Annotated in this window: 18 protein-coding genes; 8 read left to right on the top strand and 10 right to left on the bottom strand. The window is 42.1% G+C overall.

What is annotated here, in order from left to right; all coding sequences use genetic code 11:
• Positions 1–12: 12 nt before the first annotated feature.
• Positions 13–1,020, top strand: a complete 1,008-nt coding sequence (locus AACS98_RS14185; RefSeq protein ID WP_066380840.1) for an NAD(P)/FAD-dependent oxidoreductase — start codon at positions 13–15, stop codon at positions 1,018–1,020.
• Here the strand turns inward: AACS98_RS14185 and AACS98_RS14180 are convergent.
• The gene (locus AACS98_RS14180) at positions 974–2,053 is read right to left on the bottom strand and encodes an NAD(P)H-dependent flavin oxidoreductase (RefSeq protein ID WP_066380838.1); all 1,080 of its coding nucleotides are present in this window, start codon (positions 2,051–2,053) and stop codon (positions 974–976) included. The genes AACS98_RS14185 and AACS98_RS14180 overlap by 47 nt on opposite strands.
• A gap of 413 nt (positions 2,054–2,466) precedes the next feature.
• On the opposite strand from AACS98_RS14180, the gene psbA reads away from it, so the two are divergent.
• Positions 2,467–3,549: a photosystem II q(b) protein gene (gene psbA, locus AACS98_RS14175; protein ID WP_066380836.1), complete on the top strand. Its 1,083-nt coding sequence runs from the start codon at positions 2,467–2,469 to the stop codon at positions 3,547–3,549.
• Positions 3,550–3,611: 62 nt separating this feature from the next.
• Here the strand turns inward: psbA and AACS98_RS14170 are convergent, their stop codons facing one another.
• Positions 3,612–3,974, bottom strand: a complete 363-nt coding sequence (locus AACS98_RS14170; protein WP_066380835.1) for an ArsR/SmtB family transcription factor — start codon at positions 3,972–3,974, stop codon at positions 3,612–3,614.
• Positions 3,975–4,149: 175 nt separating this feature from the next.
• Here AACS98_RS14170 and AACS98_RS14165 point away from each other — a divergent pair, with 175 nt between their 5' ends.
• Positions 4,150–4,719 carry a thermonuclease family protein gene (locus tag AACS98_RS14165; RefSeq protein WP_066380833.1) on the top strand — a complete coding sequence of 190 codons (570 nt, stop codon included), beginning with the start codon at positions 4,150–4,152 and terminating at the stop codon, positions 4,717–4,719.
• A gap of 413 nt (positions 4,720–5,132) precedes the next feature.
• Here the strand turns inward: AACS98_RS14165 and AACS98_RS14160 are convergent, their stop codons facing one another.
• From AACS98_RS14160 to lipB, 3 genes are all read right to left on the bottom strand, one after another.
• Positions 5,133–6,704, bottom strand: a complete 1,572-nt coding sequence (locus AACS98_RS14160) for an ABC transporter permease subunit (protein ID WP_066381026.1) — start codon at positions 6,702–6,704, stop codon at positions 5,133–5,135.
• 274 nt (positions 6,705–6,978) lie between these two features.
• Positions 6,979–7,188, bottom strand: a complete 210-nt coding sequence (locus AACS98_RS14155; protein WP_232317156.1) for a hypothetical protein — start codon at positions 7,186–7,188, stop codon at positions 6,979–6,981.
• Positions 7,189–7,362: 174 nt separating this feature from the next.
• Entirely contained in the window at positions 7,363–8,037 is a 675-nt protein-coding gene (gene lipB, locus AACS98_RS14150; protein WP_066380831.1) for a lipoyl(octanoyl) transferase LipB, read from the bottom strand.
• A gap of 624 nt (positions 8,038–8,661) precedes the next feature.
• Between lipB and hpf the strand changes: the two genes are divergently transcribed.
• Complete coding sequence (gene hpf, locus AACS98_RS14145; RefSeq protein WP_066380829.1) at positions 8,662–9,309, top strand: ribosome hibernation-promoting factor, HPF/YfiA family; 648 nt, start codon at positions 8,662–8,664, stop codon at positions 9,307–9,309.
• A gap of 189 nt (positions 9,310–9,498) precedes the next feature.
• Here hpf and AACS98_RS14140 read toward each other — a convergent pair whose 3' ends face one another.
• The 4 genes from AACS98_RS14140 to AACS98_RS14125 form a co-directional block, all read right to left on the bottom strand.
• Positions 9,499–10,707, bottom strand: a complete 1,209-nt coding sequence (locus AACS98_RS14140; RefSeq protein ID WP_066380828.1) for a 4-hydroxy-3-methylbut-2-enyl diphosphate reductase — start codon at positions 10,705–10,707, stop codon at positions 9,499–9,501.
• Between the two features lie 205 nt (positions 10,708–10,912).
• Positions 10,913–11,791, bottom strand: a complete 879-nt coding sequence (locus AACS98_RS14135; protein WP_084386911.1) for an SGNH/GDSL hydrolase family protein — start codon at positions 11,789–11,791, stop codon at positions 10,913–10,915.
• A 73-nt stretch (positions 11,792–11,864) separates the two neighbouring features.
• Positions 11,865–13,280, bottom strand: coding sequence for an ammonium transporter (locus tag AACS98_RS14130; RefSeq protein ID WP_066380824.1), 1,416 nt, complete (start codon positions 13,278–13,280; stop codon positions 11,865–11,867).
• A gap of 191 nt (positions 13,281–13,471) precedes the next feature.
• Entirely contained in the window at positions 13,472–15,292 is a 1,821-nt protein-coding gene (locus AACS98_RS14125) for an ABC transporter ATP-binding protein (RefSeq protein WP_066380822.1), read from the bottom strand.
• A 634-nt stretch (positions 15,293–15,926) separates the two neighbouring features.
• Here AACS98_RS14125 and AACS98_RS14120 point away from each other — a divergent pair.
• From AACS98_RS14120 to AACS98_RS14105, 4 genes are all read left to right on the top strand, one after another.
• Positions 15,927–16,274, top strand: coding sequence for a hypothetical protein (locus AACS98_RS14120; RefSeq protein WP_066380820.1), 348 nt, complete (start codon positions 15,927–15,929; stop codon positions 16,272–16,274).
• A gap of 236 nt (positions 16,275–16,510) precedes the next feature.
• Positions 16,511–17,641: a TOMM precursor leader peptide-binding protein gene (locus AACS98_RS14115; protein ID WP_066380818.1), complete on the top strand. Its 1,131-nt coding sequence runs from the start codon at positions 16,511–16,513 to the stop codon at positions 17,639–17,641.
• A complete protein-coding gene (locus tag AACS98_RS14110; protein ID WP_066380814.1) occupies positions 17,638–18,951 on the top strand; it encodes a YcaO-like family protein in 1,314 nt (437 codons plus the stop codon). Before AACS98_RS14115 ends, AACS98_RS14110 begins: the two co-directional genes overlap by 4 nt.
• Positions 18,952–18,969: 18 nt before the next feature.
• Positions 18,970–19,710: a SagB/ThcOx family dehydrogenase gene (locus AACS98_RS14105; protein ID WP_066380812.1), complete on the top strand. Its 741-nt coding sequence runs from the start codon at positions 18,970–18,972 to the stop codon at positions 19,708–19,710.
• 114 nt (positions 19,711–19,824) lie between these two features.
• Here AACS98_RS14105 and AACS98_RS14100 read toward each other — a convergent pair whose 3' ends face one another.
• Positions 19,825–21,423, bottom strand: a complete 1,599-nt coding sequence (locus tag AACS98_RS14100) for an ammonium transporter (protein ID WP_066380810.1) — start codon at positions 21,421–21,423, stop codon at positions 19,825–19,827.
• Between the last annotated feature and the right edge of the window lie 171 nt (positions 21,424–21,594).

Here is a 21,594-nt window from a genome sequence, read left to right as displayed (position 1 = left end):
AGAAGTGAGGATATGCGATTATCAAAGGCTAATCTTTCGGAACGTGTTGACCATGTTTATGATGCCATTATCGTTGGTGGTGGTGCTGGGGGGCTTTCTGCGGGAATCTATCTACAAAGATATTTGCTTTCTAGTCTAGTTATTGACAAGGGAAAAGCGCGTTCTTTCTGGATGCAAGAGTTACATAACTATCTGGGGTTGCCTCCAGATACTCCTGGTCGTGTGTTGTTGCAACAGGGTAAAAAGCATTATGAATCTTTGGATGGAGATTTTTTAAATGCTTATGTTGACGAGGTGGTGGACGAGGGCGATACTTTTGCTGTGCGGGTAAAAGTCGGTCGTCAAAACAGTGTTTATTCTGTGTTGCGTTCTAAGTATCTGATTGCTGCTAGTGGTATTATTGACCATCTGCCTCCTTTGGAAAATATGCAGAATGTGTTTGAATACGCTGGCTATAATTTGCACGTTTGCATGGTTTGCGATGGCTATGAAATGGCTGATAAACTATGCGGGTTTTTTGCGGGGAGTGAAGCCAGTATTGAGGAAATGGTGTTTAATCTCAGTTGGTTTACTCCCTACATTACTATCTTCACTCATGGATTATTTACGGTGAGCGCAGAATTACGTTCTCAATTACAGCAGCATGGTTATCGTTTGGTGGAAACTCCAATTAAGCAATTTTTGGGGAAAAACCATCAGATGACGGGTGTGGAATTGCTGGATGGTACTGTGGTTGAGTTGGAAACTGGTTTAATCTCTATGGGTTCGCGCTACCACAATACCTATTTAGAAGGTTTCAATTTGGAGAAAAAAGGCGGATATTTGGTAACAGATAAGATGGGTCAAACTTCTCACCCGCGCATTTTTGCAATTGGTGACTTGAAGGTAGGCTTAAATCAAGTGGTGGTTGCTGCGGGTGATGGCGCATTGGCGGCAACGCAGATTTGGCGAAATATTCGCCGTGCTGTCGGTGCTAAACCTTGGCGGTCAAATCTGCCATCAGTTCAGCTACAGACATGATACGCTGATTTTGACTCACATTCGCACCAGAGAAAATTAAACCATTTTCTACGTCGCCACGGGCAGCTTGAGCTAGGGCGTTGAGTAGGCAATAGGTTTTACCTTTGTCTCTAAATAGACAGGTTTCTAAACAGTTGGCAATACATCGCCGTTCCGGTGATAATTCTGCCATGATTTGCTCTGCAAAGGTGTTGCGTAAAGCTCTGCTGGGTTTTCCTACAGGACTGGGTACGGTGACGATATCTTCTGCTAGGGAATGTAGATGACGTTGTTTATAATTGTGATGGGCATCACATTCGATGGTGGTGATGAAGCGTGTACCCATCTGCACGCCGTCTGCTCCCATTGCTAATATTTGATCAATGTCGGTGCGATCGCTAATTCCTCCTGTGACAATCAAGGGTATTCTCACACCCATTGTCTCGGTTAAATAATCTCGTACTTGCGAAATTACCCAGCCAATAGAAAACCCTGGAACGTTTATCTGTTCACATTGGGTAAAATGTCCCCCGACTTTCTGGCAATTTTCCAAAATTAAGGCATCGGGTAGGCGGTTATATCGACTTTTCCAGGTTTGACAGATAAATTGCGCTGAGTCTACATTGGCTACAGTCGGGACAAGGGCAACATCGGGATTATCGCCGGTGTACTCTGGTAAAGCTAACGGTAATGCTCCCCCGGTAATAATCAGATTTGCTCCCTCGGCTGCTGCGGTTTTAGCTAATACGGGGTAATCTTTTGTACCTACGAGAATATTGACACCAATCACCCCATCTGGACTAATACTGCGGGCTTTGGACAATTCATCTATTAATGCCAGTCGATTGGCTGTAAAAAAACTACTCCGTTGACGTGGATTATAGTAGGGAGAATCTAACCCGATTCCCAGAGAGGCAATCATCCCCACTCCTCCAGCATTGGCGACTGCTCCAGCCAATTTCGCGCCAGATACCCGCACCGCCATTGCCGCTTGCACGATGGGATAACGGGCTATATGTTTACCAATCTGCAAGGGATGGAGGATCGGGGACATGACAGATTTGCTCATTTATTAACTAAATAACTGAGGAGTAATTTTATCATCTCGGTGTGATTTTTCATGCAGCCAGGATTAGGGTGCGTCAGAAAAGATCATTTCGCCCAAATGAACATATTTTCAACATCTGACGCACCCTACAAGGCTCTATACCAGCCAACTCAAAAAAAATTTTAATTTACTACTTGACAATTGTATTGCTATACAGTTATATAGTTTATATACGACGGATTCAACCAATTCCCTGACAGAAAGCTACAGATGCTTTCCTTGAAAACTCAGATTGCATCTGACTTTCTTACGTCAACGCTAGCCTTCCCGTACCTGAACGGGAAAGCCAGCTACTTAATTACGAATTGGTTTTATTTCCTATAAAAATTTCACCATTCTATTCGCACTCATCACCAAATATGACAACACTTTTAGAACAGCGCAGTAGCGCGAACTTATGGGAGAGATTCTGTAATTGGATCACCAGTACGCAAAATCGGATGTATATTGGCTGGTTTGGCGTAATCCTGATTCCTACTGCTTTAACTGCGGCGATTGTCTTTATTCTGGCGTTTATTGCTGCGCCTCCCGTGGATGTAGACGGTATCCGTGAACCTGTTTCCGGTTCATTGCTTTACGGGAATAACCTGATTAGTGCTACTGTAGTCCCGACTTCGGCGGCTATTGGCTTGCACTTTTATCCGATCTGGGAAGCGGCTTCTTTGGATGAATGGCTGTACAATGGCGGCCCTTATCAAATGATTGTGTTCCACTTCCTGCTAGCTATCTATTCTTACATGGGTCGGCAATGGGAATTAAGCTACCGTTTAGGAATGCGTCCTTGGATTCCTGTGGCTTTTTCTGCTCCCGTTGCGGCTGCAACTGCTGTGTTGTTGATTTACCCGATTGGACAAGGTAGTTTTTCCGATGGCATGATGTTGGGTATTTCCGGCACATTCAACTTTATGATTGTGTTTTCACCAGAACACAATATCCTCATGCACCCGTTTCACATGATTGGTGTGGCTGGGGTGTTTGGTGGGGCTTTGTTCTCGGCAATGCACGGTTCTTTGGTGACTTCTACGCTGGTTAAGGAAACATCAGAAGTAGAATCAGCTAATGCTGGTTATAAGTTTGGTCAAGAAGAAGAAACCTACAATATCGTAGCGGCTCATGGTTACTTTGGACGGTTAATCTTTCAATATGCCAGCTTTAATAATTCTCGTTCTTTACACTTCTTTTTAGCTGCTTGGCCTGTAATTGGTATTTGGTTTGCAGCTTTGGGTGTCAGCACCATGTCCTTTAACTTGAATGGTTTCAACTTTAATAACTCGATTTTGGATCACCAAGGACGCACAATTGATACTTGGGCAGACTTGCTTAATCGAGCCAACCTGGGGATTGAAGTTATGCACGAGCGTAATGCTCACAACTTCCCTCTAGATTTAGCTTCTGGTGAAGTTCAACCTATTGCTTTGGCTGCTCCTGCCATTGCTAGCTAGTTGCTCTGTTCTTACTGCTTCATAGATTAGCACCCTAGAATTAGGGTGCTTTTTTTATGGGGTTAAAATATTGTTTTTGTGTTCTGCAAGGCTTTGAGATGTTCGGCTTGTTGTAGTATTCTTTCACTAATGCGATCGCACACCAGTTCACAAAGTTCAAAAATCATCGGATCAGAAATCTCATAAAAAGCACTCGTTCCTTTTGGCTGACGAGTGACTATTCCCGCTTGAGTTAAGGCTTTGAGATGCTTGGACAGATTTGCTTGTCCTAAACCAGTAGCTTCCGTTAGTTCCATCACATTCATCGGCCCTGATTTAAGACAAGCCAAAATTTGCAGCCGACTCGCCTCTGATAGCATTTTAAAATAGTCAGCAATTGCGGCAAATCTATCTGAATCAGCCTGAGATGGCTTATTTTTAGGCATAGGCAGATTCAAGAGTGAATAATAAGATAGTTTCATAACTCATTAGTATTATAAGCAATACATGACAAGAAGCAGAGGATCTGAGGAGCTGAGGAGCAGAGGAGCAGGGTAAGCAGAAGTTATTTAATTTTGAATTTTGAATTTTGAATTTTGAATTCCCCGCAGGGGGCGACTAATGACTAAATTACACAAAAAGTTACTAATCTTATTGAGTGCAGGGTTAATTATTTTGGGGTTGATGGGTTGTGAACGCTTGTTTGGTGTCTCTGGCGAGTTGGTTGAGCGGGTTAGTGATGGTGATACTTTATTAATTAAGGATGGTGAGGGTAATAAATTTAGTGTGCGCTTTGCTTGTATGGATGCGCCGGAAATACCCCATACTCGGAAGGAGAAAGCTAGTAACAGAGTAAGCGATCGCAATCAATTTAATTGGGGTGCGAAAGCACAGCAAAGATTAGAGCAATTGGTACAACAAAGTGGCGATCGCGTTATCTTGAGTATTACAGATAGCGATCGCTATGGGCGGAAAGTGGCTGAGGTACGGTTAAGAGATGGGACTTTTGTTCAACAAGTTTTGTTACAGGAAGGATTAGCTAAAGTTTATCGTCCTTATTTAAATAAGTGTCCTAGTAAAGATTTAGTACAGCAAGCAGAAGCTTTAGCACAACAACAAAAAATCGGAATTTGGGGTGATGCTAAATTTGTTAATCCTTGGGAATATCGGAGTTTTAACAAGCCAAAATAGCTTTTCATATCTCCATCTTGCTAGATAATTATAAATATATAACCCCGTTTTCTTAAAGAAAGCGGGGTTTTGTATTCAGAAATTCACTTAATTCAGCATAATATTCAAGCTGAATTTTTCTTCAAAAATGGAATTAGCATTGGTACACGTTGACGGTAAGTAGTGTAAGCTTCACCGTGAATGTCAATTAAATCCCTTTCTTCAAATTGAATTGCAACCAAGATATGAGCTAATGAGAATAACTAATAAAGAAAGCAGTTTAAAATCGGCACATAAAACAGTATTGATCAAACCGTAATCCATATCTTCATCTATTTATTCAGGAGTACACGAGAGTTTTATGCAGCAATAGAAAATATTTACATTTCTTTACATATTCACAACAATCATACCAATGTAAGACGCTGCTCAAATCAATTTTTGTTATGATTTAGCTTGGGTGTGTTACCTTGCCTAACTTTACCCGATTCAGTAAGATTCATCCAAGTTTCTAAGCGACTGAAAGCTTGAGAAGAAAGCAGAGTTAAACATAAGTAAACTATGGCGACTGCTGCATAAACTTCAAAGGGGCGATAGTTGGCAGCTACGATTAATTGTCCTTTGCGAAATAATTCCTCAACACCAATCACTGTTACTAAACTGGTATCTTTCAATAAACTAATAAACTCATTTCCTAAAGGTGGTAACATCCGCCGGAAGGCTTGGGGAAAAATCACTAAGCGCATGGTTAATATAGGATTTAAGCCTAATGATTTCGCTGCTTCTGTTTGCCCTGGTTCAATTGATTGAATTCCAGCCCGAACAATTTCGGCAATGTAAGCCGCACTATTTAAGCTTAAGGCAATTACCCCAGCCGCTAACCGATCAAATGTAAAAGTAAAATTAAGTTCTTGAACAATGGCGGGGATGCCAAAATAAATCATAAAAATCTGCACGAGTAATGGCGTACCGCGAAAGAAATCAATATAAACCCTTGCTAAGAAGCGCACAGAAGTAATAGGCGAGAGGCGCACAATACCAATGAATGAACCTGCTATTAAACCCAGCACTACGGAAATAATTGTCAGTTGCAGGGTAATTAATGCGCCTTGCAATAAAGTCGGTAACGCCTGGAAAATTACGCCTATTGAGCTAAATATTCCCGGTTTACCTGTGTTTGTTTGATTTTCATAGGGTGATTTTGCTGGTAATGGTGGCGGAGTGGCTTTAAACCATTTTTGATAGATTTGGGAATAAGTACCGTTTTTTAAAACTGTATCAAGTCCGTTATTGATGAGTGATAAATAGGGTGAATTTTTGGCGGTGGCAATGCCATAATATTCTTCTGTGAGCAATTGCTCGATAACTTTAATGCCTTTGAGATTACCTGTATTGATGGCATATAAAGTTACTGGTGCATCATTAATAACTGCATCTACGTTACCATTGAGTAATTCTTGTAGGGCTAAGGGTGCAGAATCAAAACTGCGAATTTCTGCGCCTGGGATAGTTTTAGCTTTGTTTGCGCCTGTTGTACCAATTTGGACGGCGATTTTTTTATTTTTGAGACTGTCAAAATTTGTAATATCTGAATTGTTGTCACGGATGGCGATCGCTAGTCCTGCTTTAAAATAAGGACGGGAGAAAGCGACAGTCTTGGCTCGTTCGGCGGTGATAGTCATCGAACTAATCGCCGCATCTACGGTTTTCGCTTGTAAAGCGGGGATAATGCCATCAAATGGCAGACTTTGATAGTTTACTTGAAAGTTAGCAGAGGAAGCGATCGCCCCAGGCGTGCTGGAAGCGATCGCATTCATCAAGTCAATGGAAAAACCCTGCAACTCTCCACCTTGCGCTTGAAACTCAAATGGTGGAAACACTGGTTCAGTCGCCACTTGTAAGGTTTTACCAGCACTCAGATTTGCATTGCAACCAGAGAGGAAAACACAACTCAAACATACAACCAGACACCAGCACAGCCAACGCCCAAAACTGAATCTCGTCATCTGATTTTGACCCCCTGAATGAGTGGTGAGTAGTGTATGCTGAATTGGCACGGGTTGCACACCGCTAATTTAACCTGAGTTCGACGAATTGAAAAACCCCTCTCCAAACCTCCGAACAGCAAGGAGAGAGGCTTTAAAAGCTTTATTTTTCGTCGAAACCTCAGCAGATTTTAGCCTCTCTGCTTCGGAGAGGGGTTAGGTAGAGGTTCATCGAATTCACGCTAATTGAACAACACTCATACAAGACTCAACATAAACGCGATGAATCGCGTTTCTACAAATATTCGCGTAGGAAATCAAAGGGGTCGTCTTCCCAACATGGTTCGGGTATCATTAACAGTAAATTATTGTTGATGTCAGCTTCAATATCGTCACTGTCTTGTCTATCAAACAGTTCTATGAGAACTTTCCAGTCTCTTTCTCGCAGAGAAGTAAACACTGGCGTGTAAGTCTGTGGATGGCTGGGATAAGTCACAGGCGAAATTTGAGTCAACTGATACAAAAAGTAGGATTTAAGACTTTTAAACCATCATATTTTAGCTTGCACAATGGAAATCACCAATATGCAACGATTTGCTTTTACTTGCCAGATATTTCTAGTTAGCAACACATCGCACTGATGACATTATCCCGGCCAAATCTACTCACAAAAACATAATTATTCAGCAATTGGGTGAATAAATTCCATCGCAAAAACTTCCGTAAAAGCTCGGATGACATGACACCGGACTTCTTCACAGGTAATTCCTGGTATCCATTCGGCTAAACTGCCTACAGGTTTATCAGCAATACCGCAGGGGACAATACGCCCAAAGCCTGTCATGTCGGGACAAACATTTAAGGCAAAACCGTGCATAGTAATCCAACGGCTCACTTTAATACCAATAGCTGCAACTTTACGTCCTTCTAACCATACCCCAGTGAAAGCGGGGATGCGATCGCCTTGCAAACCATAAACAGCTAATACGCGAATAATCACTGCTTCTAACTGTCGCAGGTACCAATGCAAATCTTGACGATAACGTTGCAAATTTAAAATTGGATACCCGACTAATTGGCCGGGACAGTGGTAAGTCACCTCGCCACCCCGTTCAGTTCTATACACCTCGAATTGATTTTGACTGATGTCGAATTTGAGAAATTCTGGATTACTGCCTTGTCCTAAAGTGTAGACAGGGGGATGTTCTAGCAAGATTAACACATCATCCAGATGGGGATTGTGAACACGCTCTGTGAGTAGCGATTTTTGCCACTCATGGGCTTCCCTGTATGGCATTAATCCTTGGTTATATAACAAACAGCGTTTTAACTGAGCTTCTTTACTATGAATCATGCCGAAAATCAACTGGGTTAATAACTAAATATATTTCAACTTACATACTCAGGGTCAACAATTGTCAAGCTATGCAAAGGATTTTAAAGGAACATCAACGGAATCAGCTATCGGGAAAACAAAGTGCTAATTTGAATATATAGACACAAAGGTGTTGGGAGGAATTCTCTACAATCAGCATCACGCCAAGATGAACACAGACATAAATGTACTGGCTGATGAATCTCATACATTGTTGACATCTGAAGAACTTGTGTACTCTACCAACAGTGAGCAAATCTCCTTGAACAAACCAGAAGTAACAACTAACCGTTATCTCAAGTTGGTTTTAATAAAGAAGGGAGTCAAAAGATTCATTACTCAGACGACCTTTGTTGAGAACATAGCGCGACTATCTAATTGTTTGGCAACCATTTAGAATCAGCGCAGAAATCAAGGAGCAAAATTAAGAGTATACATGAGAAGACTATCAAGTTGGCAAGGAATGAGAGAAAACAGACTAGCAGTACATGAAACCGCAAAAATGAGGCGTTGGTGCAGTGACATAACTTACCGCAATTTCTTTTCATAGAAAAACAACATCACATCAAATCAAATATTGAGCTATTGAGCGGGAGAGTTTACATGAAGCTTGTCATCCACGGCAAAAATATTGAAATTACCGATGCGATTCGAGAATATGTGCATCAAAAAATAGAAAAGGCAGTTAATCACTTTCAGAACATCACAAATGAAGTGGATGTCCATCTGAGCGTAGCTCGCAATCCCCGAATTAATCCCAGACAAGCGGCGGAAGTGACTATCTATGCAAATGGTAGCGTTATCCGCGCCGAGGAAAGCAGCGAAAACCTATATGCAAGCATTGACTTAGTAGCAGATAAAATTTCCCGACAACTGCGTAAATATAAAGAAAGAAGGCAAGATAAGAAAACTCAAGCTCAACCTACTAATGAAGTTATTGTAACCGAACCAGTAGTTACAGATTTAATTGGCGATCGCACTCCCGAACTCCCAGAACAAGTAGTACGTACTAAATATTTTTCCATGCCACCAATGACTGTTGCAGAGGCTTTAGAACAGCTGCAATTAGTTGGACATGATTTTTATATGTTCCGTAATGCCGAAACTGGAGAGATTAACGTTGTTTATGAACGCAATCACGGCGGTTATGGTGTGATTCAACCCCGCAATAATAACGGACACCATCATACCAACGGCAAAAACGGTAAAGTTGTCGTGAATCTGATGCCAGAAAAATCACACAGTCGATAAACATTTGATGTGGGAAAAAATAGGTAGGGTGTGTTAGGCGAGAGTACAGCATCCAAGCCAGAATCATGGTGTAGTCATCTTTGCTAATCCACCCCACAAGTACCTAATTTTATTCACAAATCAAGTAGGATTCCTATAAGTAGAGACGTTGCATGCAACGTCTCTACATTTACACTACAGAGGCTAAAACTAAGACACAGCGACAGTTGCCTTGAGGGCAAAAATTTTCTCAATGATATCTTCCACAACTTTATCAGGTGTAGAAGCACCGGAAGTAACACCGATGACAATTTCCCCTTTTGGTAGCCAGTTATCTGTGATTACTAAATCACCATTTAATTGGCGATGTTGAATAGAGGCGATAGATTTAATTCGCTCCACACAATCGATATGATATGAAGGCAATCCTTTTTCTTGAGCAATTTGTTGTAATTGCGTAGTATTTGAAGAATTAAACCCACCAATCACAATCATTAAATCTAATTTGTGTTCTACTAACTCTAACATGGCATCTTGCCGTTCTTGAGTAGCATCACAAATCGTGTTGAAGGTTTGGAAATGTTGATTTAATTCAGTGGGGCTATACTTTTGCATCATGGTGCGCTCAAACAGTTTGCCAATCTGCTCGGTTTCACTTTTGAGCATGGTAGTTTGGTTAGCAATCCCAACTCTTTCTAAGTCTTGATCTGGATCAAATCCTGGTGAACAAGCTTTGGCAAACTTTTGTAAAAATTCTTCACGGTTGCCACCATGTAGAATGTAATCAGCTACATATTGCGCTTCTTTTAAGTTGAGAACAATTAAATATTTGCCCGCAAAAGAACTGGTGGCGATGGTTTCTTCGTGTTTATATTTACCGTGAATAATTGAGGTGTATTCGCGTTTTTTGTGCTTTTCGACGGTATTCCAAACTTTAGATACCCAAGGGCAGGTAGTATCAACGATTTGGCAACCTTTATCATTAAGAATCTGCATTTCTTGGACGCTAGCACCAAAAGCAGGTAATATCACCACATCCTTGTTACCAACTACAGAAAAATCTTTTTTACCCGCTTCCACTGGGATAAATCCCACTTGCATTTCCTGCATTCTCTGATTTACAGAAGGATTATGGATAATTTCGTTAGTAATCCAGATGCGTTCTGTGGGGAAGTGCTTGCGGGTTTCGTAAGCTATAGCCACAGCACGCTCTACACCCCAGCAAAAACCAAAGGCTTGAGCCAAGCGGATAGTGACATCACCGCGTTTGAGGACGTAATTGCGATCGCGAATTTCTTGGATTAAGTTACTTTGATACTCAGATTTCAATTGGGTAGCCACTTCAGCCTGATGACCAAACCCCTTACGGTTATAATTCTCTGAATTTTGCAGTGAACGTTTAAAAGCTTTTGTATCCATCTGTTGTATTCGTTAGTATCTCCTGTTTATGATTTTCTCGTGCGATGACACGATTTACTTGACCAAATCGAGATATGCAGAAAAATTTTATCGTTTTCCACGGTGGAGGGGATGAGGAAGCAGGGGAGGCAGCCGCGTGGGCGGGTTTCCCGACTTGAGCGGACTGCCGTGAGCGGAGGAGCGGAGGAGCGGAGGCAGAAATTCTTCAATTTTGAATTTTGTAGGCTTGCCTTCCCGTAGGGTATTTTGAATTTTGAATTGATTTGTCCCCAGTCCCTATTCGCTGCTGATAAATCTGCAAGGCTGTGCGCCAAACTAGATATCCGGCGGGATTGAGATGTAAGCCGTCCGTAGTCAATTCCTGGCGGAGATTACCTTGTTGATTAACAAATAAAGAATACAAATCTAGATATTCAACACCTTGTTTAGCTGCTATGCTTTTTAACTGCTCATTTAACTGCTGAATGCGACTGTTAGGAATAGCTAGTAATTTTTCTCTACCTTCCCAAGTGGCTGTTTCTCCCCCATGTGGCAAAATTGACTGAACAAAGATTTTAGCTTGGGGATGGGTTCTTCGGAGGTAACTGAGGATTTGGCGTTGATTATCTAAAATCACCTGCTCACTGACTCCCCGAATCAGGTCATTAATCCCAATCATGACAAAAATCGTCTCTGGCTGGGTATTGTCGAATAAATTTAATCTTTTTAATAAACCATTGCTGGTTTCGCCAGAAATTCCCTGATTGAGCCAGTTTCTATCTTTTGGTAATAATTCTACGGGGAACCATAAACTTAAAGAATCCCCTGCTAGTATGGTTAATTTTGGCGGACGCTGATCAGCTGCTATTTTGGCTTCTTGCTCCAGAATCTCTAACCACTTTTGATAATTGAGTTGATGGCGAGGGCCTAACTCTGGTTTGACAGCTTGGGGTTGTTTCTCTGGAAGTTGAGACGGTGGATTACTAGAAAAAGCGGTCAATCTCTGCTGTTGCCAAAGCAGCAAGATCACCGCCAACATCAGTATGCCGTTGGTTGCCAGTAAGAAAAAAGCCCAAACAGGAAAGGTTTTTGCAGTAGTGGACACGACTAGCGAAATTTTGCAATGATTTGACTCAGATTTTAAATCGCTAGTGGGAGAATGGCACTATTTTACCCATTTATTTGGATACGATGCGATCGCTAAACTCGGAGTTATAACCTTCTTCTCCGTGTTCGCTGATATCCAATCCTTGATATTCGGCTTCTTCTTGGACTCGTAACCCTACGGTAGCGTCGATGATTTTGAGAATTATCCAAGTTCCAGCCGCCGCAATTACGTAAGCAATGATAATTGCTGCTAGTTCCACACCTAATTCTCCAAAATTACCCCGCAATACCCCATCTTTCCCGGCTGAGTTAACTTCAGCAGTGGCAAAGAAGGCTGTTAAAATTGCCCCTACTGTGCCACCAACACCATGTACAGGGTAGGTATCTAAGGCATCATCAACATTGAGCTTGTGTTTGAAACTCACAGCATAGAAACACACAGTAGCGGTGATCAAACCAATCAAAATTGCTGATAAGGGAACAACAAAGCCAGCCGCCGGGGTAATACCTACCAAACCCGCCACCGCACCTGTAGCCGCACCTACAGCAGTTGGTTTACCGCGTAAAGTCGCTTCTAAAATTAACCACATTAACGCCCCTGCTGCCGCAGAGGTGTTAGTCGCTACAAAGGCAGTTGTGGCGACGTTGGTGACTAAATTACCAGAAGTACCACTAGCGACAGATAAGGCACTCCCAGCATTGAAGCCAAACCAACCAAACCAGAGTAAACCAGCACCCAACAATATAAATGGTACGTTGTGGGGAGGGCTGAGACGGTCGGGGTGGGTTTTGCGTGGCCCTAGGACGATGGCGGCGACAAGTGCAGAAACACCAGAACTGATATGAACTACTGTGCCACCAGCAAAGTCAAGCGCACCTAAACCGCCGTATAATCCCAGTAAACCACCTTTAGCCCAAACCATGTGAGCTAGGGGGGTGTAAATGAAGGTTGACCAAAGTAAGACAAATAAACAATAGGCGCGAAAGCTCATTCGTTCGGCGATCGCTCCCGAAATCAATGCCGGGGTGATAATAGCAAACATGGCTTGATAAATCATGTATGCTTGATGGGGAATCGTCGCCGCATAAGTCACTACCTCTGCTGGGTTTGAACCTTGCAGATAATTAGTGGTTTCTAATCCCACACCATTTAAACCCAGCCATTGTAGACCGCCGATCAACGGCAACCCAGGGGCAAACGAAAGACTATAACCCCATAAAACCCAGGTGACACCCACAATCGCCATCAATACAAAGCTCATCATCAATGTATTCAGGATATTGCGCGATCGCACAAAACCACCGTAAAAAAAAGCTAACCCTGGTGTCATTAACAACACTAAAGCCGATGAAATCAGCATAAATGCCGTATCTCCCGGATCAGCAGCCGGAACATTTGCTGGAGTTTGAGCAAACGCATCACCCATCATCGGGACTGCCAAAAGTAATAGGGTAACAACCCCAAGCGTTAAAATTTTCTTGATCACGTCTTTTTGTCTTTTTCCCTTGCAGATCAAGTACCTTGTATACTTAATTACATTTGATTACTTTTGGCAGTAAATTTTTGTCGTGCAAGTTACTCGAAATTTATTTTTCGGGGAATCTTAACAAAAAAATCATCTTAACCACAGTTGACGTTCCCCGCATTTTGCTATCGCTACATACGGGGATTCTTGCTTCACTCAGCAATGCCATACTGTTGAACCTGCATATTCCACAGGGCAGTATACTCGCCTCCATGCTGCAAAAGTTCCTCATGTGTGCCATCTTCAATTAATCGACCAGCTTTGAGAACTAATATTCTGTGAGCCATTCGCACAGAAGCTAGTCGATGGGTAATCAAAATAGTAGTCTTACCCTTTGTTAATTCAACAAAGCGCAGATATAACTCATATTCGCTACGGGGGTCTAGTGCGGCTGTTGGTTCATCTAAGAGTAATATTTGCGCTTCCTGTCGGACAAAAGCACGAGCTAAAGCTAACTTTTGCCACTGACCTCCAGACAGTTCTGTACCACTAAATTGCTTACCTAGGGGCGTGTCTTCCCCTGTAGGAAACTTTTCTACTAATTTGACGATATCGGCTTTTTCTATGGCGTATCTGAGTAAGTCTCGATGCTCTAATGCTTTGAGGTTGCCTAAAGCGATATTTTCACCTAGAGTCAGGGAGTAGCGTCCAAAGTCCTGAAATACTCCAGCTATTTGCTGTCGCCACTGCTCTAAATTTAAATTTTTCAGGTCAATACCATCAACTAAAATGCGTCCTCTAGAGGGGTCATATAACCTCGCAAGTAGTTTGACAAGAGTGGTTTTACCTGCGCCATTTTCCCCTACAATAGCTACGGTTTCACCTGGGTGCAGGGTAAAAGAAACATTTTTGAGCGCCCATTTTCTAGTACCAGGGTAGCGAAAGTAAACTTTTTCAAAGGTGATACCGGAAAGAATGGGATTTGGTATCTTCTCTCCAGGTAAACTCAATCGCATGGGAGTTTTACTATCGATAAAAGTGAAAAATTGCTGCATAAACAGCGCATTTTCAAATATTTCCAACCAATTACCCACAAATCCTTCTAAATTTTGCTGAAAATAAGTTAAAGACTGCACGAATAACAACACGCTACCTGGACTCAACGCTCCTCGAAATGCTTGCTGCACTACCCAGTAAAAAGCAAAGCCATTTCCTAGGGTGCTTAAAATAGCTAAACTAGATGACCAAAAAGCCTGTTTACCGCGCAGATGGCTCATAGTCTGATATAAAGAGCGAAATGCTTGGAGATAACGCTCAATAAAAAATGAACCTAACTGAAATAGCCTAGTTTCTTTAGCATAGGTGTCAGTCAACATTACTGAAGTGTAATACTCCATCCTCCGCGCTTGGGGACTGTTTTCAAACAAAGTTAGCCAAATTGTTTTACCATACTGAGTAGAAACTACTACCTGTGGTATAGTGGCGATCGCAATTACTAAGGGAATCCAAAAGCCTAGGGGAATCAATAAGGCCACCATCACCACTACAGTCACCAAAGACCGCCCTAATTCCACCAAATTCTCTAAAAAGTTCAAGGGTTGATAGTTAACCCGTTCTTGCAACATCTGTAGCTCATCATAGAATCGTGAATCTTCAAAACGGCTCAGGTCTGGGAATGAATTGGCTTTACGCATCAACGCCAAACTCATCTGAGCCATCAATTTATCGTTGAGATTTCCTTGCAGTGCTGTTCTCCAAGGGTCAAGTAGCGTAGTTAACAGCAAAGCACCTACCCAACCCGCAACTAAGGGTAGCAAGATTGTCCAACCCAATTCTCTACCAGCCGTCAATGTTGTAGCTACGGTATCTACTACTAACTTAGTAATCCACACACTTAAAGCAGGTAAAAACCCTTGTAACAAAGTAGCAACAATCAGAATGGTGATTTCCCTGGGTGCTGCTGTCCATAACAAAGGCAGAGAACGAAATAAAGCTTTAGTATAGTCTTCAAACCAAACTCTTAAATCGCTCATTGACGTAAACCTAATTTTTGATTTGAGTTCAATATTTCTCAGATTGCAAACATATTCATGACTTTTCAGCAACAGCCATGTTTTTCAAACAGTAAGAGTTTATTTGTTCGAGAAATCTTTGTCTAATTCAACTATCTGACACTGTAATACTATCGAGAATAAAAATAATACTACTTAGGAAGTAACAAAATTACTATCAATACTAAAAACAATACTACTTAAGTAGGAACAAATACCAACATAAAAAGATAAAGTAGATATTATTGTAGGAGTTAAATAATCGCAAAACGAACTCCTGTATAACACCAGAGACAAAGAAAGTTTTTTGAAAGCCAGTATTTTGGGTAAAATCAAGTCCATGAGGGACATTACCATATTTACGACCAATTGATTTTGAACTTCAGTAAACTGTTGACATTTTAGCTATCAGCCTAAGTTTGTTTATTGAACTAGAGTTGTAAAAGCATAAAAATCGGTAATTAACAGTTGTCGTATTTTGCAGAATTTTCTCAAATTAACAGGCTCAAATACTACTTTAGGAATGTTTGATGCGAAAAAAAATCTATAACTGTGCAATAACTCTTAAACAGATTGAAACACAGGTATTGGTTTGCAGCTAAAAGGAGAAAGAATAATGCTTGCAGAAGAAAAACTGACCACCCAAACATTAGAAATGTATTTGGTAGACAGCGAAGATAAATTAGAACAAACGCTGCTGTCTAAAGAAGAAATCGCTGCTTTAGAAAAATTAGTTTTACCAGGAGTGTTGGATTCTGAAACTAGCCAAAGATGGGTTAGTCGATGCCGTAGATACTGCGGTGGATACTGCGGTGGATATTGTGGTGGATACTGCTGGAGTCGATGTCGTTACTGTGGGCGCAAATGTTATCGTCGCTGTGGTAGAAAATTTAGTAGTTTCAGTAGTTTGGAATCAGGATCAGATGTGATGGAAGAGAATTTAGACCTTGAATTTGGCAACTAATATTAATATTTTAAAACGAGTTTTTCTTGAGTTTTAATTAAATATTAATTCAAGAAAGACTCGTTTTTTTACTTATTAGAATTAGAAATTAGTTTTTCAAATAGAGACTATGAGCTAAATCAAATATAACTTCATATCCTATTGGGTGATTTGTCAGATGATATTTTAGCTTCAAGAGTTAGCTTTTTTGCAGTTTTACTCATATTTTATAAAACTAGGACAATCAAAGCAACCCTATGAAATTAAATGATAGTAAGCGATTGCGTCTGCTAGAACATCTTGTTATTCGCGTTATCCCCTCAGATGAACATGATGGGGAAAGTATGATATTTAATACAACGCGGCGAACATTAGAAGTTAAAGGTCAATCTCTGCACGATGTAGATAGAGTTGTTTTTCCTTTACTGGATGGCAGCCGAACCGTAGGAGAAATACGTCATGCTGTCCAAGAAAAAATCACAAATTCTTCATTAGATAAATGTTTAGAATTTTTAATTGACCATCGTTTAGTAGAAGATTTTGAGGAAGATGCAATTGATTTAGCTCGTCGCGCTCAATTGCTGCCTCAACTGAGTCTTTACCATGAGTTAGGTTTTGAGCAAAAGGACGCTCAGAAACAATTAGCCAATGCTCGAATAGCTGTATTTGGACTAGGAGGTTCAGGATTAGTAGCCGCAATGACATTAGCTGGTTCTGGAATTGGTTTTATGCGTCTGTGCGATGATGCTGATATAGTTCCCTCTGATGTGCTGATGATGTCGGGTAGGGACTTAAATCAAGTTGGTACTGAGCGAGTGGTGGAAGCTGCTCAACGAATTGAGGCGATGGCAGGAGTCACCGAAACTGAGAGTGTGACAGATCCTTTAAATAATGATGAAATAGTCAGTAAATCAATTCAAGACGTTGACTTGGTTGTTGTTGCCACCGATGCAGTATCAGTCAATTTAGCGTATCGTCTCAACAGACTATGTTTGCAGATGAAACGCCCATTGCTCCCAGGGGGAGCAGCTGGGGTGGAGGCAACTGTGGGGCCGTTAGTATTTTTTGAGGATGGCCCTTGTTATCTCTGCTATCGGCTGCGGTCTATGGCTTGCGCCAAGCTTCCAGAGGCAAAATTGGCACTTGAGCAGTTTCTCAACCGAGAACGGCGTTCTCAACCACGGCTCCGAGAAAACTTACCGATAGGTTATACCTTAGTTGGTAGTTACTTAGCCCTTGACGCATTAAAGATGTTGCTGGGTTTGCCAATCGCTACTGAAGGTAAATTACTGCATCTAGATTTAATCACTACACAGCTGACTCACAATGTTGTACTGAAGAAACCTGGTTGCCCTCATTGTTCCCAACGTCAGGAGAAAACACCGTGAATGCAGTAGTAGCTAGTCCGCGTTGGCGGGATTTGGTCAGCCCGCATACTGGTATCATCCGAGCAATGGAAAGAATCAGTAAGCCATATACAGAGTGTGAATTGCCAGTCTTATGGCAGGCTGAATTAGCCAATTACCAAATTCGCAAACAGCAAGTCGAAAATTTACGCTTCGGTGTAGGCAAGGGCGTGACTGATGAGCAGGCAATTTTAGGTGCTGTTGGTGAATCCTTGGAACGCTACTGTGGAGGGATTGTTGATCGTCGGCGAATAGTTGTTAGTAGCTACGCAGAGTTAGGCGATCGCGCCCTGCCTCCACCAACTTTTTACTCTTTTTCTGAGCGACAATACTCTGACTTGAATTTCCCTTTTCCGGCTTTTGATCCCACAGTGCAGACTTCATGGATTGCAGCTCAGGTACTTGGCAGCAACCGTCAAGTTTTCGTCCCCATGTCCTTAACTTATCTTGACTGGTGCGGTGAACAACCAGGAGATGATATTGTACCAGCTTCTTCTAATGGCATGGCTACAGGCTCTTGTTTAGAATCTGCGGCTTATGGTGGCTTGTGCGAGTTGATTGAGCGTGATGCTTTAATCGTTACTTGGTTAAATCGCTTACCTGCGCCAAGAATATATTTTGACCACCAACCAGGAATCATGTCAGAAATTGCACGTAATTATGCCAGATTTGATATTGAGTTAATGGCATTCGATTTTACCACTGATGTAAAAGTGCCTGTGGTGGTAGCGATCGCCATTGATCATTCAGGTCAAGGGCCGGCTGTAGTTATCGGTTTGGGATGTCATCTTGATGGCCAAACGGCACTACGCAAAGCAATATTTGAAATTTGTCAAGCCCGCCCTGGTGATTTGGAACGGATGGCTAACGGTGCTGGTTCTCATCTCCACAAATATGATGATGTCCAAAGTATGGATGATCATAGTGCTTTTTTCTATACAACAGCACGGCTGGGTGAGTTAGACTTTCTCTTGAAACATGACCAATCGCTCAAAGTCGAAGATTTACCTACTGACACATCTCAATCAGAAGTTGAGAAGTTGCAAACAGTGGTGACAAAATTAAACTCAGTGGGTGTGGAAGCATATTTAGTTGATATTACCACCCCTGACATTGCATCGGTGGGTTTTCGAGTAGTCAGGACTTTAGCAACTGAATTAGTGCCGATATATTTTGGACTTGGGCAAGAGCCATTAGGCTCACGGCGTTTGTTTGAAGTTCCAGAACGGTTGGGTTATGGTGGTCGTCGTACTGAAGCTGACCTCAATCCCTGCCCCCATCCCATCGCGTAAAATTAGGAAATTGCAGCAATGTACAAAGCTAATGAGCCTCTGGAACTAACTCTTCTCTATCATTTAAATTCTCCACCACCAGGAGGTCATACCAAACAGGTTCCGGCTACGGAAATGCGGTATATGCCAGAGGCACCTATTCGGGAGTTGCCAGCAGTACCATCAGATAACTACCTCACCAATCTATTAAGAAAACGTCATTCGGTAAGGGATTTTCAAAATACCCAGATGCCATTGATTTATTTGGCTCAATTATTGGATGCAGCCTGTGGTATTAATGGGTTGCGTCAGGTAGAAGGCTATGCTTACGAAGGGCGAAATGCTCCGTCTGCTGGTGGACTGTTTCCGATTGAGCTATTTGTCTCTACACGGGCAGTGTCAGATTTATCTGATGGACTATACCACTATGAGCCGCGCCATCATGGGTTGCATTGGGTGAATGAGTCTACACCTCAAGATTTTGTTACGCCCTTATTACAACAGGATTATATTGCTAATGCCAATGCCCTGTTGATTCTGACTGGCGTTTTCATGCGATCGCTCTGCAAATATAGTACACGCGGCTATCGTTTTATTCTGCTGGAAGCCGGTCATCAAGCTGAGAATATCTGTCTGATGGCTGTGGAATTAGGGCTTGGTAGTCTTTGTATCGGTGGATTCCACGATATGAGCGTCAATCATATTTTAGGTATTGATGGTCAACGTCATGCTGCGCTTTACTGTCTGGCTGTTGGCAGTGAGGCTACTGCTATACCCTAATATACGTAATTCCTCGGTGGATTTGCTCAAGAAAAACCCGCCACCTCTAAAAACACCAAAAGTTGGAGGAGCGGGTTGTGATCACAAGCCAGATATACAAACTGTTCTACTCTGTTAAATTGTTTTGGACAAATCCTCACCTGATGAGTAGCCGCCAAATTTACCACCGTCTGCAAATCCGCCAGGGCTAGCTTCTTTGAGGAATCCACTGTAGGCTTCCATACCGTGTTCACCGATATCTAAACCTTCCAATTCTTCTTCTCTGGTGACTCTGATACCTAAAGTCGCCTTCAGCACTAACCAAAAGATACTGCTAATTAGCACAGTCATACCACCGACAGAAATCACGCCTAAAAACTGGATGCCTAACTGTTCTAAGCCACCACCAGCAAATAAGCCCTTAACAGGCCCAGCACCTTCACCATACCAGGAATAAACACCAGGCCCAACAGCCCATAAACCAACTGCCAGAGTCCCCCAAACACCACAAACCAGGTGAACGGAGGTAGCACCTACTGGATCATCAATACCGAGTTTGTCAAAGACTGTGACTGCAAAAACTACTAATACACCAGCAATCAAACCAATAATCACAGCACTAGGAATGCTGACATAAGCACAAGGGGCTGTAATCGCTACTAAACCTGCCAGAATACCGTTGATAATCATCGACAAGTCTGGTTTGCCTAAATACCACCAAGCTGTCGCAGTCGCAGCAATACCACCAACTGCACCAGCCATGTTAGTTGTTAAGGCGATGTGAGTAATGGCATTGGGATCAGCTGCCATTGTCGAACCGGGGTTAAAACCAAACCAACCTAACCACAGAATTAAACAGCCGAGAGTGGCAATACTCATATTGTGACCGGGTAGAGCCACAACTTTACCATCTTGATATTTACCGATACGGGGGCCAAGAAATGCTGCACCCATCAAAGCCGCCCAGCCACCGACTGAGTGAACTACTGTAGAACCCGCAAAATCCCAAAAGCCTTTGTCTGCTAACCAACCAGCCCCCCAAATCCAGTGTCCGGTAATCGGGTAAGCGATACCTACAAGTAAAATGCTGAAAATTAAGAAATCAACAAACTTGATTCTTTCTGCAACTGCACCAGAAACGATTGTGGCTGCTGTTCCCGCAAACACTAACTGAAATAAAAATTTGGCAGCTAGTGGTACACCAGCCCAACTTAATGCACTAAAGACACCTTGATAAGCATCTCCCGTGGTAGGACTGTTATCGGCTCCTGTTAGGAAAAAGCCGTTTAAACCAATAAAGTCATTGCCATCGCCAAACATGAAACCAAAACCAATTGCCCAAAAAGCCACGGTGGCGAGAGCAAAGACAATCAGGTTTTTGGCGAGGACGTTAACGGCGTTTTTCTGGCGACAGAAGCCGGTTTCTAACATTCCAAAACCAGCATTCATGAAGAATACCAAAAAGGCGGCGATCGCTACCCAAAGCGTGTCTAGGGCAACTTTCAATTCTGTTTTCAATTCTGCTGTGGTTTGCTCGGCTGCTGGACTTTGTGCAACCGCCGCATAACCCCATCCCAACACAATTAAACAAGCTATTGGTAAGCAAGCTTGCCAACTCGGAGAAAGTCGCTTAACTAAATTGAATAACTTACTTTTTGAGTTGAATTGAATGGTTTTAGCGGATTTTCTTGCGGAAATTCGCCTATTTTTTAATTTCGATTTTTGTTTGTACATCAGTAGGACTCCTCAGCTTCCGGCTATGTTTAACAGGAAGTACAATTTAATGAAAAAACCTAATTTCTACAGTTAAAAACTGTGTATTTGCATTATTTTTGATGAAATCACTTGTAGGCTGTTTGTACAGTATTACATCAATTAACATAAATAGAAGTTTAGAAAATTAAT

The organism is Anabaena sp. CA = ATCC 33047, from assembly GCF_963870205.1.
In the GTDB taxonomy this organism is placed as follows: Bacteria; Cyanobacteriota; Cyanobacteriia; order Cyanobacteriales; family Nostocaceae; genus Trichormus.
The sequence above is the reverse complement of the archived record's forward strand: the minus strand, read 5'-3'. Positions and strand labels throughout refer to the sequence as shown.